This is a genomic window from Streptomyces sp. NPDC014891, from assembly GCF_043081085.1.
Lineage (GTDB): Bacteria > Actinomycetota > Actinomycetes > Streptomycetales > Streptomycetaceae > Streptomyces.
Window position 1 is genome coordinate 473,101 of the sequence record NZ_JBIBWF010000005.1, and the last position, 13,338, is coordinate 486,438.

16 protein-coding genes are annotated in these 13,338 nt (G+C 73.5%); 7 read left to right on the plus strand and 9 right to left on the minus strand.

The window, feature by feature from the left end:
• Positions 1 to 15: 15 nt before the first annotated feature.
• Positions 16 to 492, minus strand: coding sequence for a GNAT family N-acetyltransferase (locus ACF09E_RS17405; protein ID WP_392205965.1), 477 nt, complete (start codon positions 490 to 492; stop codon positions 16 to 18).
• Complete coding sequence (locus ACF09E_RS17410; RefSeq protein WP_392205966.1) at positions 489 to 1,457, minus strand: LysR substrate-binding domain-containing protein; 969 nt, start codon at positions 1,455 to 1,457, stop codon at positions 489 to 491. Before ACF09E_RS17410 ends, ACF09E_RS17405 begins: the two co-directional genes overlap by 4 nt.
• A gap of 186 nt (positions 1,458 to 1,643) precedes the next feature.
• On the opposite strand from ACF09E_RS17410, the gene snpA reads away from it, so the two are divergent.
• Positions 1,644 to 2,300 (plus strand): snapalysin, encoded by a 657-nt coding sequence (gene snpA, locus ACF09E_RS17415; RefSeq protein ID WP_392205967.1) that lies wholly within the window; start codon positions 1,644 to 1,646, stop codon positions 2,298 to 2,300.
• Between the two features lie 78 nt (positions 2,301 to 2,378).
• Here the strand turns inward: snpA and ACF09E_RS17420 are convergent, their stop codons facing one another.
• From ACF09E_RS17420 to ACF09E_RS17430, 3 genes are read right to left on the minus strand one after another with little or no spacing between them, the layout of a single operon-like run.
• Positions 2,379 to 2,798 carry a DUF6304 family protein gene (locus tag ACF09E_RS17420; RefSeq protein WP_392205968.1) on the minus strand — a complete coding sequence of 140 codons (420 nt, stop codon included), beginning with the start codon at positions 2,796 to 2,798 and terminating at the stop codon, positions 2,379 to 2,381.
• A gap of 42 nt (positions 2,799 to 2,840) precedes the next feature.
• Positions 2,841 to 3,158, minus strand: a complete 318-nt coding sequence (locus ACF09E_RS17425; RefSeq protein ID WP_392205969.1) for a hypothetical protein — start codon at positions 3,156 to 3,158, stop codon at positions 2,841 to 2,843.
• A 43-nt stretch (positions 3,159 to 3,201) separates the two neighbouring features.
• The gene (locus ACF09E_RS17430; protein ID WP_392205970.1) at positions 3,202 to 3,783 is read right to left on the minus strand and encodes a dihydrofolate reductase family protein; all 582 of its coding nucleotides are present in this window, start codon (positions 3,781 to 3,783) and stop codon (positions 3,202 to 3,204) included.
• A gap of 123 nt (positions 3,784 to 3,906) precedes the next feature.
• Here ACF09E_RS17430 and ACF09E_RS17435 point away from each other — a divergent pair, with 123 nt between their 5' ends.
• The gene (locus tag ACF09E_RS17435; protein ID WP_392205971.1) at positions 3,907 to 4,482 is read left to right on the plus strand and encodes a TetR/AcrR family transcriptional regulator; all 576 of its coding nucleotides are present in this window, start codon (positions 3,907 to 3,909) and stop codon (positions 4,480 to 4,482) included.
• A gap of 15 nt (positions 4,483 to 4,497) precedes the next feature.
• Here ACF09E_RS17435 and ACF09E_RS17440 read toward each other — a convergent pair whose 3' ends face one another.
• Positions 4,498 to 5,541: a family 2 encapsulin nanocompartment cargo protein polyprenyl transferase gene (locus tag ACF09E_RS17440; RefSeq protein WP_392206116.1), complete on the minus strand. Its 1,044-nt coding sequence runs from the start codon at positions 5,539 to 5,541 to the stop codon at positions 4,498 to 4,500.
• Positions 5,542 to 5,648: 107 nt separating this feature from the next.
• Positions 5,649 to 7,067: a family 2B encapsulin nanocompartment shell protein gene (locus ACF09E_RS17445; RefSeq protein WP_392205972.1), complete on the minus strand. Its 1,419-nt coding sequence runs from the start codon at positions 7,065 to 7,067 to the stop codon at positions 5,649 to 5,651.
• A gap of 295 nt (positions 7,068 to 7,362) precedes the next feature.
• Between ACF09E_RS17445 and ACF09E_RS17450 the strand changes: the two genes are divergently transcribed.
• Together ACF09E_RS17450 and ACF09E_RS17455 are read left to right on the plus strand one after the other, a co-directional pair.
• Complete coding sequence (locus ACF09E_RS17450; RefSeq protein WP_392205973.1) at positions 7,363 to 7,953, plus strand: N-acetylmuramoyl-L-alanine amidase; 591 nt, start codon at positions 7,363 to 7,365, stop codon at positions 7,951 to 7,953.
• A gap of 46 nt (positions 7,954 to 7,999) precedes the next feature.
• Positions 8,000 to 8,938 (plus strand): 1-aminocyclopropane-1-carboxylate deaminase/D-cysteine desulfhydrase, encoded by a 939-nt coding sequence (locus tag ACF09E_RS17455; protein ID WP_392205974.1) that lies wholly within the window; start codon positions 8,000 to 8,002, stop codon positions 8,936 to 8,938.
• Here ACF09E_RS17455 and ACF09E_RS17460 read toward each other — a convergent pair.
• The gene (locus ACF09E_RS17460) at positions 8,914 to 10,509 is read right to left on the minus strand and encodes a Na+/H+ antiporter (protein ID WP_361850822.1); all 1,596 of its coding nucleotides are present in this window, start codon (positions 10,507 to 10,509) and stop codon (positions 8,914 to 8,916) included. The genes ACF09E_RS17455 and ACF09E_RS17460 overlap by 25 nt on opposite strands.
• A gap of 39 nt (positions 10,510 to 10,548) precedes the next feature.
• Between ACF09E_RS17460 and ACF09E_RS17465 the strand changes: the two genes are divergently transcribed.
• From ACF09E_RS17465 to ACF09E_RS17475, 3 genes are all read left to right on the plus strand, one after another.
• Positions 10,549 to 10,809, plus strand: coding sequence for a UBP-type zinc finger domain-containing protein (locus tag ACF09E_RS17465; protein WP_392205975.1), 261 nt, complete (start codon positions 10,549 to 10,551; stop codon positions 10,807 to 10,809).
• 358 nt (positions 10,810 to 11,167) lie between these two features.
• Positions 11,168 to 11,581, plus strand: coding sequence for an anti-sigma regulatory factor (locus ACF09E_RS17470; RefSeq protein WP_019889334.1), 414 nt, complete (start codon positions 11,168 to 11,170; stop codon positions 11,579 to 11,581).
• Entirely contained in the window at positions 11,578 to 12,612 is a 1,035-nt protein-coding gene (locus ACF09E_RS17475; protein ID WP_392205976.1) for an RNA polymerase sigma factor SigF, read from the plus strand. Before ACF09E_RS17470 ends, ACF09E_RS17475 begins: the two co-directional genes overlap by 4 nt.
• A gap of 78 nt (positions 12,613 to 12,690) precedes the next feature.
• Here ACF09E_RS17475 and ACF09E_RS17480 read toward each other — a convergent pair whose 3' ends face one another.
• Positions 12,691 to 13,122 carry a hypothetical protein gene (locus ACF09E_RS17480; protein ID WP_361850826.1) on the minus strand — a complete coding sequence of 144 codons (432 nt, stop codon included), beginning with the start codon at positions 13,120 to 13,122 and terminating at the stop codon, positions 12,691 to 12,693.
• Between the last annotated feature and the right edge of the window lie 216 nt (positions 13,123 to 13,338).

Genomic DNA, 13,338 nt, shown 5'->3' on the forward strand with positions numbered 1-13,338 from the left:
AGACCCGCGGACCGCCTACCCCTCCACCCGCAGGCTGTAGCGGAGCTTCTCCTTGGGCGTCGCGCCCAGGCGGTCGTAGAAGCGGATCGCGCCCTCGTTCCAGGCCGGGGTCTGCCACTGGACCTCCGCCAGGCCGAGGCCGGCCGCCTCGGCTCGGACCGCCGCCATCAGGAGGGTTCCCAGGCCGTGGCCCCGGCTGGACTCCGTGAGGTAGAGGCAGTCCATGTGCAGGTACTCCGTGCCGTCCCAGGTGGAGATCTCGGGGGCGCAGCTCGCGTAGCCTGCGAGGGTGCCGTCGGGGAGGACCGCGACCAGGCAGCGCAGACGGGCCGTCACGGGGCCGAAGAGGAGGCCGGCGAGGCGCTCGGCGAGGCCGGGGGCCGGGGGCCCCGCCTTCTCGTACGCCGCGTGCTCGGCGACGAGTTCCACGACCCGCGCCAGGTCCTCGGGGCGGGCGGGCCGGACCAGGGCCCGTGCGGGGTGTTCGCTCATGCCGTCATCACGCACGGTCCCAGCGGCAGGGTGGCGGCGGTGCCCTGGCGGCGCAGCCACTCGCGGTACGGGGCCGCCCGCAGCGCCACCTCCCGGTAGGCCGCCGCGAGTTCCGCGTACAGGGTGTCGAGCGGCGCTCCGGGGCGGGCGTACAGCAGGAGCCGGACGGCCAGCGGGTCGCCGCGCAGCGGGCGGACGGCCATGTCCTCGCGCGGGACCGAGGTCGGCTGGCAGGGGGCGACGGCCTCGCCGAGGACGATGAGGGAGGCGGCCGTGTGGTAGTCGCCGTGCAGCAGCGGCGGGTCGATGCCGGCGGCGTGCAGGACCCGGCGGAGGCCGTCCCATTCGCCGTCCACGGTGGGGTCGACCATCCAGTGGTCGTCCGCGAGGTCGGCGAGGTCGACGACGGGCAGGGCGGCGGCGGGGTGGTCGCGGGCCAGGGAGACGAACTGCGGCTCGCGGGCGAGCAGGACGCGTTCCTCGATGCCCTCGGGGACCCGTAACGGGCAGCCCTCCACCTCGTGCACGAAGGCCACGTCGAGCTGCCCGGCGGCGACGCCGCGCAGCAGGGCGTTGGCGGAGACGTCCATCCGCAGACCGATGTCGGTGCCGGGCAGCCGCTGGCGGAGCCGGCGCAGCCAGCCCGGGAGCGCCCGGCTCGCGGTGGAGCCGACGCGGAGCCCGGGACCGCCCGTGCGGGCGGCCGCGGCCCGGGCCTCGGTGACGAGCGCCGCCATGTCGGCGACGAGCGGGCGGGCCCGGCTGAGCAGGGAGCGGCCGAGCGGGGTGGGCCGGCAGCCGGTGCGGCCGCGGGAGAACAGCTCGGCTCCCAGGGAGTTCTCTATGCGGCGCAGCTGGGTGGTCAACGACGGCTGGGTCATGCCCAGTTGGCGGGCCGCCTTGTGCAGGCTGCCCGTGTCCGCGATGGCGCAGAGCGCGCGCAGGTGTCTCACCTCCAGCTCCATGCCCCGAGGGTAGGACGGCTCCCTGGCTCGCACCAGATACCCGGAACCCCTCAATCACCTTTGATTTCATGGCAGTTGGTGGTGTTTCGACCGGGTGATGCGGTGATGTTATCGCCGGTTGGCATCATCCCCACACGCCCCGGCTCCCCCGAGACTCTCTCCCATCCCCTACAGGAGGAGCCCCCCATGCGTCATCCCAAGGTCCTCACCTCTGCCCTGGCCACCGTCCTCGGCCTCGGTCTCGCCGCCTCGCTCGGCGCGGCTCCGGCCGTGGCCGCGAGCGCCCCCACCGGCGTCCCCACCGCCGGCGGCGCCGCCGTCGCGTACGCCGGTTCGGCCGAGGAGGCGAAGGCCAACCAGGCCTTCTTCGACGCCGTCGTGAAGTCGGTGGCGAAGAAGCGGGCCGCCGCTCCCGGCGCGGCCGCCGTCACCGTGGTCTACAGCGCCTCCAACGCGCCGAGCTTCCGCACCCAGATCTCCCGCTCGGCCCAGATATGGAACAGCTCGGTGGCGAACGTCCGGCTCGTCGAGGGCAGCAACCCGGACTTCCGCTACTACGAGGGCAACGACTCCCGCGGCTCGTACGCGAGCACCGACGGCCACGGCAGCGGCTACATCTTCCTCGACTACCGGCAGAACCAGCAGTACAACTCGACCCGCGTGACCACCCACGAGACGGGGCACGTCCTCGGGCTGCCGGACCACTACAGCGGCCCGTGCAGCGAGCTGATGTCGGGCGGCGGCCCCGGCACGTCCTGCCAGAACGCCCAGCCGAACGCCCAGGAGCGGTCCCGCGTGGACCAGCTGTGGCGCTACGGCCTCGCCTCCGCGTTCAAGAACTGACCGCGCGAGGACGAGGCATCGGCGGCGCCCCCTCCCCGGGGCGCCGCCTCCTCGTTCTCCGTTCCGGTACGGGCGGCCTCAGGCCGCCTGGAGCAGCCGGCGCCCGAAGTCGGCGCCGGGCGGCAGCTGGCGCCTGACCCGCTCCAGCGCCCCGTCGAAATCGCCCCCGGCGACGCAGGCCTCGAAGGCGGCGCCGCCGTAGTGCAGCGTCAGGCTGAGGTCGCCCCGCTCACCGAGCGTCAGCAGGCAGCTGAGCGTGGCCTGCTGGGATACCCCGTCGGTGACGACGGGGAGCGGCAGGTCCCATTCCAGGACGCAGGCGGTGAGGGGCTGCCCGCCCTCCGCGGCCGCGCTGAGCGCGGCAAAGCCCTCACCCGTGTACTCGATCCCCCTGATCCGGGTGGCGACGTGCCGCCCGTCGGCCGTGATGACGATCGCTTCCGCGCCGCTGCGGTCCCGGTACCAGCCGGTCCAGACTTCCGTCGACTCCGATGACATGCGCGGACTGTAGCCCCACGAGCGGCTCCGGCGCGCGTCCGGTCACCCCGTGGCCTGACTTCTCCCGATCTTGCCGTTCTCGCCGTTCTTGCCGGTCACGTGCGCGCTCGCGGCATCCGCGCCGGCGGGGCGCGTGCCGGCGGCCACGTCGGCGGGCGTCTGCGTGCCTCCGGCGAGGTCCGCCTCCGCACCCCGGTGGAGCGTGCAGTCCGGGTTGCGGCAGGGCTGCACCTCCCATTCGGGCACCCAGGCCCCGAGGACCTTGTGCCGGGCGGCCGTCACCGTCCGCGGCTGCCCGCAGACGGGGCAGCCGTGCTCGGACCGGGGGTCACGCGTCGTGTGCGGCTCCTCGTCACCCATGGATCCAGCCTAGGACGGCGCGCACGGGAGCGCCCGTCGCCGCTCAGCGCTTCCTGGTGTACGTACGGACGAAGGCACCGTTGCCGAAGACGCGCAGGTCCTTCAGGTCGAAGTCGCGGGGCTCGAAGTCGGCGCCGAACATCGGCATGCCGGAGCCGTACACCTGCGGGTAGGTCTTGATGATCAGCTCGTCGATCTCGTCGATGAGTTCACCGGCGATCACGGAACCGCCGCAGAGCCAGATGTCCAGGGGACTGTCCTCGGCCTTGAGCTCGCGGACCCGGCCGACGAGGTCGTCGGCGATCAGCTCGACGTTCGCGTCGGGCGACTCGGCCAGCGAGCGGGCGGCGACGAGCTCCCGCAGGTGGCCGTACGGGCTGGTGAGGCCGATGTCCAGGGCGAGCCGGTACGACCCCAGACCCTGGACGACGGTGTCGAACCGCTGGTTCTCGCGGTCGATCCCGAGGGCCTGGCGGCCCTGCGCCGAGATGGTCTCCGGGTACTCGGTGGTCAGGAACTCCAGGAACTCGGCGTCCACGAAGGAGTACAGGGAGGTGGCGTCACCCTTGGGGTCGCCGATGAAGCCGTCGATGGTGCAGGCGATGAAGTACGTGAGCTTACGCAAACCGGTCCTCTTCCCCGTCAGGTCGTGACTGCGACCGCAACCACGACGGCTATAGTGCTTCACCTGTAGTGGTTGCGCAAGCCCTCTTTTCCAGGGGAGCGCGAAAAAGGAGGAGGATCCGGCATGGCGAGGAACCCCGAACGACGCACGGCGCTGCTCGACGCCGCCATCCAGGTCCTGGCGGACGAGGGAGCCCGCGGGCTGACCTTCCGCGCGGTCGACGCCCGGGCGGACGTCCCCACGGGCACCTCGTCCAACTACTTCAGGGACCGGGACCAGGTGCTCTCCCAGGTCGCCGACCGCATCTTCGAACGGCTGGCCCCCGAGCCCGGAGACTTCGAGACCGCCCTCCTGGCGGGGCCGAGCCGCCCCCTGGTCCTCGACCTGATGCGCCAGATCGCCCAGCGGCTCGCCGCCGAACGCACCTGCTACCTCGGCCTCTTCGAGCTGCGCCTCGAAGCCGTGCGCCGGCCCGAGCTGCGGACCCAGTTGACCAAGGTGCTCCGGAGCGACCTGGACGCCAACATCCAGGGGCACCTGCAGGCCGGGATGCCCGGGGACGCGGACACCGTCCGGCTGCTCTACTTCGCCCTCACCGGACTGCTGGTCGACCACTTCACGGTCCCGGGACTGCACGGCGACCGGGACCTCGACGACCTGATCGAGACCGTGGTCACCCGCGTCGTCCCCGACATGTGACCCGGCCCCGCGGCCTCAGCGCGTGCGCCGCGTGACGAACTCCGCGAGCGCCAGCATGTCCCCCGCCGCCGCCGGGTCCGGGACGGCCCTGGCCAGGTGCTCCACGGCACGGCCCATCCGCTCGGCCGCCTGGTCCTGCGCCCAGTCGCGCCCGCCGGCCCGCTCGACCGCGTCCGCGGCCGCCCGCACCGCCCCGGCGTCGAGGACCGGGCGGGCGTACAGCTCGGCCAGCTCGTCGCCCGCCGCCGTCCCCGACGCGAGCGCCGCCACCACCGGGAGCGACTTCTTGTGGGCGACCAGATCGGCCCCGGCGGGCTTGCCCGTCCGGTCCGGATCGCCCCAGATCCCGATGAGGTCGTCGATCAGCTGGAAGGCCAGGCCGGCCTCCCGGCCGAACGCGTCCATCGCCGCGACCTCCTCCTCCCCCGCGCCCGCGTAGAGCGCGCCGATGGCACAGGAGGCGCCGAGCAGCGCGCCGGTCTTGGCGGTGGCCATCGCCAGGCACTCGTCGAGGGAGACCTCGCGCGCTTCCCGCTGCTCGAAGGCGCAGTCCGCCTGCTGCCCCGCGCAGAGTTCGATGATGCAGGCGGCGAGCCGCGCGGACGCGGCCGCCGAGGCGGGGTGCGGATCCTCGGCGAGCATCCGCAGGGCGAGCGCGCTCATCGCGTCCCCGGCGATGAGCGCGTCCGGAACGCCGAAGACCGTCCAGGCGGTGGGGCGGTGCCGCCGGGTCACGTCCTCGTCGACGATGTCGTCGTGGAGCAGGGTGAAGTTGTGCGCGAGCTCCACCGCCGCCGCGGCCCTCACCGCCCGGGCCTCGTCGGCGCCGAGCGCACGGGCCGCGGCGAGGACCAGGGCGGGGCGGATCGCCTTGCCCGGCTGCTCCGTGGCCGGGGTGCCGTCGGCGTGCTCCCAGCCGAAGTGGTACATCGCGACCCGCCGCATCGAGCCCGGCAGGGTCTCGACGGTCGAGCGCAGTTGGGGATGGACGACCGTCCGCGTCCGGTCCAGGAGCCGCACGGCCCCCTGGCCTTCGGTGACGGCGTCCCCGCCGGCAATGGTCAAGGTCACTTCCTTCGTATCCTCCGTGGCGATGCTGCGCGGCGACGGGCCGGGAGTGCCCGGGGGCGGGACGGTTCGGTCCCCGCCCCTCGGACTCCGCCGGCTCAGCGCCAGCGGCTGACCTCGACGTTCTCCAGGACACCGAGCGCGTCCGGCACGAGGACGGCCGCCGAGTAGTAGGCCGTGACGAGGTAGGAGATGATCGCCTGCTCGTCGATGCCCATGAAGCGGACGGACAGGCTCGGCTCGATCTCGTCCGGGATGCCGGTCTGGTGGAGACCGATCACGCCCTGGTCGGCCTCGCCGGTGCGCATGCAGATGATCGAGGTCGTCCGGGCGTCCGAGACCGGGATCTTGTTGCACGGGTAGATCGGCACACCGCGCCAGGTCGGGATGCGGTTGCCGTTGATGTCGATCGTCTCGGGCACCAGACCGCGCTTGTTGAGCTCGCGGCCGAAGGCGGCGATGGCGCGCGGGTGGGCCAGGAAGAGCTTGGACCCCCGGCGCCGGGAGAGCAGCTCGTCCATGTCGTCGGGGCTGGGGGCGCCGTCGTGGGGCTGGAGGCGCTGCCCGTAGTCGCAGTTGGCGAGGAGGCCGAACTCCTTGTTGTTGACCAGCTCGTGCTCCTGGCGCTCGCGGAGCGCCTCGACCGTCAGCCGCAACTGCTGCTCGGTCTGGTTCATCGGCTGGTTGTAGAGGTCGGCGACGCGGCTGTGCACCTTCAGCACGGTCTGGGCGACGCTCAGCTCGTACTCGCGGGGCGAGGCGTCGTAGTCGACGTAGGTGTGCGGGACGACGGCCTCGCCGACGTGGCCGGCGGAGAGGTCGATGGCGGCCTCGCCGTACTTGTTGGTCCGCTGGTCGGGCAGGGCGGCCACGCCCGCGAGGTGGGCGGCGAGCGAACCGGCCCGCTCCGCGAGGTTCCGCACGTCGTCCCGGGTCAGCTCCAGGACCGTGCACGCGGTGGCGGCGCGGGCGGACCACTCCCAGGTGGCGTCCGCGTCCACGAGGGCGCGGTCGCCGAAGTAGGCGCCGTCGGCGAGGACCCCGAGGACCGCCTCGTCGCCGTACGGCCCCTCGCCGATCTGCTCGATCCGGCCGTGCGCGAGGAGGTGGACCCGGTCGGTCGGCTCGCCGGCGACGGCGACGACCTCGCCCGCCGCGTACTCCCGCTGGCGGCAGCGGGAGGCGAGCTCGGCCAGGGCCTCCTCGTCCTCGTAGCCGCGCAGGGCGGGGAGTTCGCCGAGTTCGGCGGGGATGACCCCGACGCGCTCCCCGGTCTGGACGAAGGTGACCCGCCCGTCGCCCACGGAGTAGCTGAGCCTCCGGTTCACCCGGTACGTACCGCCCTGCACCTGGACCCACGGCAGCGCCCGCAGCAGCCACCGCGAGGTGATCTCCTGCATCTGCGGCGCCGACTTGGTGGTCGTGGCGAGGTTCCGCGCGGCAGCGGTGCCGAGACTCTGCTGCGGCGCCTGCTGCTCCGCGACGCGGACCTCGTCACCAACCGAACCAACGGACATGGAACTCCCTCTCGTATGACTGAGTTGCGAGGGAGAGCCTTTCAGCACGGAGCGTGCCCGCGCCATTACACAATCGAGTGGGACTGTTCGACGATCTTCGGGGCATGTCACGTGATTTCCATCCGAACAGCGGAGCCCCACCCGCCTCGCGGGGCACTGTCCGGATCGGCTCGCACACGGTCCGAACGGATGGCGGCGGATTCGCGGACTCCGGTACTCCGGTACTCCGGCATCTCCGGAACACCCAACTCCGGTACTCCGGAAGCCCCCACCCGTCCTCCGAAGGGAGTCGGTCATGTCCACACCCATGTCGGCGAGCAGGTTCCTCCACGCGCTGCGCGACGCGGGCCTCAAGGTGGTCCAGGTCGGCGCCTGGTCCACCCACAACCGCAACCACAAGGGTCCGTGGGGCCCCGTCCACGGCGTGATGATCCACCACACCGTGACCCGCGGGACCGCCCACACCGTCCGGGTCTGCCGCAACGGCTACGAGGGCCTGCCGGGACCGCTCTGCCACGGCGTGATCGCCAAGGACGGCACCGTCCACCTCGTCGGCTACGGCCGGGCCAACCACGCGGGCCTCGGCGACGACGAGGTGCTGCGGGCGGTCATCGCCGAGCAGGGCCTGCCGCGGGACGACGAGGCCACCACGGACGGCAACCGGTACTTCTACGGCTTCGAGTGCGAGAACCTCGGCGACGGCGTGGACCCGTGGCCGAAGGTGCAGCTGGAGGCCATCGCGAAGGCGGCGGCCGCGGTGTGCCGGGTGCACGGCTGGAACCAGCGGTCGGTCATCGGGCACCTGGAGTGGCAGCCGGGGAAGGTGGACCCGCGGGGCTTCACGATGGCCTCGATGCGCGAGCGGGTGGCCGACCTGCTGCGCTGACGCCCCGGCCGCGCGGACCGGGGCGCCGGGCGCGGACAATGGCCCGGTGAACGCGTTCGACCTCTCCCGCCTGCGGCCCCGGCTCCCCTCGCCCCTGGAGCCGGTGGAGGACGAGCGCTTCACCCGGCGCGGCCTCACGCTGGCGCTCAAGCGCGAGGACCTCATCCACCCCGATCTGCCGGGCAACAAGTGGCGGAAGCTGGCGCTCAACCTGGAGGCGGCGGGCGGTCGTCCCGTGGTCACCTTCGGCGGCGCCTACTCCAACCACCTGCGCGCGGTGGCGGCCGCCGGCCGGCTGCTGGGTTTCCCCACGGTCGGGATCGTGCGGGGCGACGAGCTGGCCGGGCGGCCGCTCAACCCCTCGCTCGCGCGCTGCGCGGCCGACGGGATGCGGCTCGTGTTCGTCGACCGGGCCACGTACCGCGCGAAGAACGACCCGGCCACGCGCGCGATGCTCCTGGAGCGGGCCCCCGCGGGCGCGTTCGTGGTCCCGGAGGGGGGCAGCAACGCCCTGGCGGTCCGGGGGTGCGTGGAGCTCGGCCGGGAGCTCGCCGGGGCGGCCGACGCGGTCGCCGTGGCCTGCGGCACCGGGGGCACCCTGGCGGGCCTCGCGGCCGGCCTCGGCCCCGGGACACGGGCGCTGGGCGTCCCGGTCCTCAAGGGCGGCTTCCTGGGCGGGGAGGTGCGCGCCCTCCAGGAGGCGGCGTTCGGCGGGCCGCGCGGCGACTGGGCACTCGACGAGCGCTTCCACTGCGGGGGCTACGCGCGCGTCCCCCCGGCCCTGGACGCCTTCGCACGCGACTTCGAGGCGCGGCATGAACTCGCCATCGAGCGACTGTATGTGGCCAAAATGCTGCTGGGGCTCGCGACCCTCGCGGAGGAGGGCGCGTTCCCCGCGGGGACCCGGCTCGTGGCCGTCGTCACGGGCGCGCCGGACCCGACGGGGCAGGACGCCGGGCCTCAGTCCGCGGCCTCCTCGCGATAGGCGGCCGCCTCCTCCAGGTCGAGCCTGCGGAGCAGCGTCCGCATCATCTCGTCGTCGATCCGCCGGGCGTCGCGCAGCCGCACGAAGACCTCGCGCTCGGCCTCGATCATCTCCCGCGAGAGCCGCCGGTAGGTGTCGTCCGCGGTCTCCCCGGTGACCTCGTTCACGGCTCCGAGCCGCTCCCAGACGGCGTTGCGCCGTCGCTCCAGGACCGTGCGGAGCCGGTCGGCGAGGGGCTGGGGCAGGGCGTTCCGCTCGTCGGCGAGGAGGGCGTCGAGACGGGCCTCCGCGGCCTGCGAGGCCTCGCTCTGGGCCTGCGCCTCGGCCAGCGTCTCGGCGTACCGGTCCTTCCCCGGGAGCTTCAGGAGCCGGATGAGCGGCGGCAGGGTGAGGCCCTGGACGACCAGGGTGCCGATGACGGTGGTGAAGGTGAGGAAGAGGACGAGGTTGCGGGCCGGGAACTCGACGCCGTCGGTCGCCACGGGGATGGAGAAGGCGATGGCGAGCGAGACCACGCCGCGCATCCCGGCCCAGCCGACGATGAGGGGCGCCCGCCAGTCCACCCCCGGTTCGCGTTCCCGGACGCGGGCGGAGAGCCGGGGCAGGAAGGTCGCCGGATAGACCCAGACGAACCGGACCACGACCACGGCGACGAAGACCCCGACCGCGTACCAGGTCGCCTCCCCCATCCCGTACGGCCCGAGTTCCCGGACGACATAGGGCAGTTGGAGGCCGATCAGGGCGAAGACGGCCGACTCCAGCACGAAGGCGACCATCTTCCAGACGGCCTCCTCCTGGAGGCGGGTCGCGAAGTCGACCTGCCAGGCGCGGTGGCCGAGGAAGAGGCCGACCACGACGACGGCGAGGACACCGGAGGCGTGCACCTCCTCGGCCGCCGCGTAGGCGACGAACGGGATGAGGAGGGAGAGGGTGTTCTGTAGCAGGGAGTCCCCGAGGCCCCGGCGCAGCCAGTGGATGGGGACCATCAGGAGCAGGCCGACGCCGATGCCGCCGAGGGCGGCGAGCGCGAACTCCCCGAGCCCGCCGGCCCAGCTCAGCCCCTCGCCGACCGCCGCCGCGAGGGCGACCTTGTACGCGGTGATGGCGGTGGCGTCGTTCACCAGGGACTCGCCCTGGAGGATCGTGGTGATCCGGTTCGGCAAGCCGAGCTTGCGGGCGATGGCGGTGGCGGCGACCGCGTCGGGCGGGGCGACCACCGCGCCCAGCACCAGGGCGGCGGTGAGCGGCAGGTCGGGCACGAGGACGTACGCGAGCCAGCCCACGGCCACGGTGGCGAACAGGACGTACCCGACGGAGAGCAGCGCGACGGGCCGGATGTTGGCGCGCAGGTCGAGGTACGAGGAGTCGACGGCCGCCGTGTAGAGGAGCGGGGGGAGGATCAGCGGCAGCACGATGTGCGGATCGAGGGTGTAGTCCGGCACCCCGGGCACGTAGGCGGCGGCGAGGCCGACCGCGACCAGGAGGAGGGGCGCGGGCACCGGGGTGCGGCGGGCGAGTCCCGCGACCGCGGCGCTCGCCGCCACGAGTGCCACCAGCTGTAGAGCGTCCATGCCCGTCCCCGTCTCGTCCCGCAACGTAACCTGGCCATCATGAGCGAGTGCCCGCACGTTGCCGAAATGCCGCGCCCCGAACCGGCGCCGCTGGCCGACACCTGCCCGGAGTGTCTGGCGGACGGCACGCATCCGGTCCAGCTGCGGCTCTGCCTGACCTGCGGGCACGTGGGCTGCTGCGACTCCTCGGCGGGGCAGCACGCGACGCGGCACTTCGCCGGGACGGGCCACCCGGTGATGCGGACCTTCGAGCCGGGCGAGGCCTGGCGCTGGTGCTTCGTGGACGGGTCGATCGTCTGAGTCCCCGAGGCCGGTCCGGTCGTCTGAGTCCCCGAGGCCGGTCCGGTCGTCCGACGGTCCGGCGATACGGCGATTCGGCCGTTCGACGATTCGCCCGCCCCGCCGTTGGGTACGTCACCCCTCCGCCGGTCGCACGCGTCCGACCCCCAGCAGACCCCCGCCCACCGTCCGCACCCATGGGCCTACCATGGGTGACGAACGGTGATCCGGGGGGCCGGTGGGGGCAGGGGTTCGCGGCGACACGACGGGACGGATCGCGATAGCGTCACGGCGGACCGCGCAGCCCCCTGCGTACCGCCCGGTCCGGGGGCCTCTCCCCCCGGACCCCGAATGAGCTTGTGCCACCTTGGAGGTGAGGGTGTCCCAGATCGCAGGCGAGCCCGGGACCCAGGACTTCGTGGAAGTCCGGCTGCCCGCTGCGGGTGCCTATCTGTCCGTGCTGCGTACGGCCACGGCCGGCCTCGCGGCGCGCTTGGACTTCACCCTCGACGAGATCGAGGACTTGCGGATCGCGGTCGACGAGGCCTGCGCCATCCTGCTCCAGCAGGCCGTGCCGGGATCCGTCCTCAGCTGTGTCTTCCGGCTGGTCGACGACTCCCTCGACGTGACCGTCTCCGCCCCGACCACCGACGGCCGGGCGCCCGAGCGGGACACCTTCGCCTGGACGGTGCTGTCGGCACTGGCCGGGAAGGTGGAGTCGTCGGTGGCCGACGACCGCACGGTCTCGATCAGCCTGTACAAACAGCGCGGCGCGGGGCCAGGCCCGGCGTGAGGCGCGGGGACGCGACGGCCGGCATCCCTGAGCAGCAGGCACGGCCGTATGAGGTCGCTACGGAGCAGGCGGACCAGATGAGCGAGCACGAGCAGCACCCCGAGGTTCCCGAGACACCGGGCGCCTCCGGGGCCCCCCGGGGCCCCGGGCGTGCGGAGGGCTCCACCGGGGCGGGCGGGACCGCGGCGGCCACGGCCGCCGGGACCGGGACGTCCGCGGAGAAGGAGGAGCCGGAGGACGGGGACGAGTCCGAGGACGTCCCCGCCGTCCCCGACCCGCACGACCGGAGCGGCGCGCGCGCTCTCTTCGTCACGCTCCGTGAGCTGCCGGAGGGCTCCCCGGAGAAGGCCGAGCTGCGCAACCAGCTGGTGCGGATGCACCTGCCCCTGGTCGAGCACCTGGCCCGGCGCTTCCGTAACCGCGGCGAGCCGCTGGACGACCTGACGCAGGTCGCGACCATCGGTCTGATCAAGTCGGTGGACCGGTTCGACCCGGAGCGCGGTGTCGAGTTCTCGACGTACGCGACCCCGACGGTCGTCGGCGAGATCAAGCGCCACTTCCGCGACAAGGGGTGGGCGGTCCGGGTGCCGCGCCGGCTGCAGGAGCTGCGGCTCTCGCTGACCACGGCGACGGCGGAGCTCTCCCAGCAGCACGGCCGCTCGCCGACGGTGCACGAGCTGGCGGAGCGCCTCGGGATCTCCGAGGAGGAGGTCCTGGAGGGTCTGGAGTCGGCGAACGCCTACTCGACGCTCTCGCTGGACGTCCCGGACACGGACGACGAGTCGCCCGCGGTCGCGGACACCCTCGGCGCGGAGGACGAGGCCCTGGAGGGGGTCGAGTACCGCGAGTCGCTCAAGCCGCTGCTGGAGGACCTGCCGCCCCGGGAGAAGCGGATCCTGCTGCTCCGGTTCTTCGGGAACATGACCCAGTCGCAGATCGCGCAGGAGGTCGGCATCTCGCAGATGCACGTCTCCCGGCTGCTCGCGCGGACCCTCGCGCAGCTGCGGGAGAAGCTCCTCGTCGAGGAGTGACCGACGGCGGGGCGGGGCCCCGCCGAACGACCGGCGCCTGACGTCACGCACCGGGCGCTCCCCCGGGGGCGCTTAGGGTCAGCCCTCCTGGCCGGGGCGCCGGATGCCCAGCGCCTCGGTGGTGGCCGGGTTCACCAGGAGCACGAGCCCGGTGACGGCCAGCACGCCGAGGACGATGCCGGCCGGGATCAGCGCGCTGTCCGCCTGGAGCATCTGCCAGGCGACCGGCAGGGCCAGGATCTGGGTGATCACGGCCGGGCCGCGGCTCCAGGAGCGGCGCGTCCACAGCCCGCGGGCGGCGGCGAGCGGGATCAGCCCGAGTGCGACGAGCGTCACGGCGCCCGTCGCCGCGCCGGTGAGGTCGTCGGACGTCCCGGTCAGCGCGTGCACCAGCATGTAGACACCCCCGGCGAAGAGGCCGAGGGCCTCGACACCGGCCACGGCCGCCGCGGCGGCGAGTCGGGCGGGGCGGGGGGTCTGCTCCGTGCTGCTCTCAGCGGGACTGCTCATACAGGGCAGGGTAGCGGGGGCCGGACGCCCGGGCCGAAGCCGGGCGGGGGCGAGCCGACGGGGCCGGGAGGCCGGGCGGACGGACCCGGGGAGGCGTGACCGCAGGGACGGGGACGCGCGGCGGCGAGTTCCGGGCGGACGCCTCTCGTGGCGCCCGGGGGAGGTGTCCGCGGACCGGGCTGGACTGGGCCCGGTACCGCCGGGTAGGTACCCTGG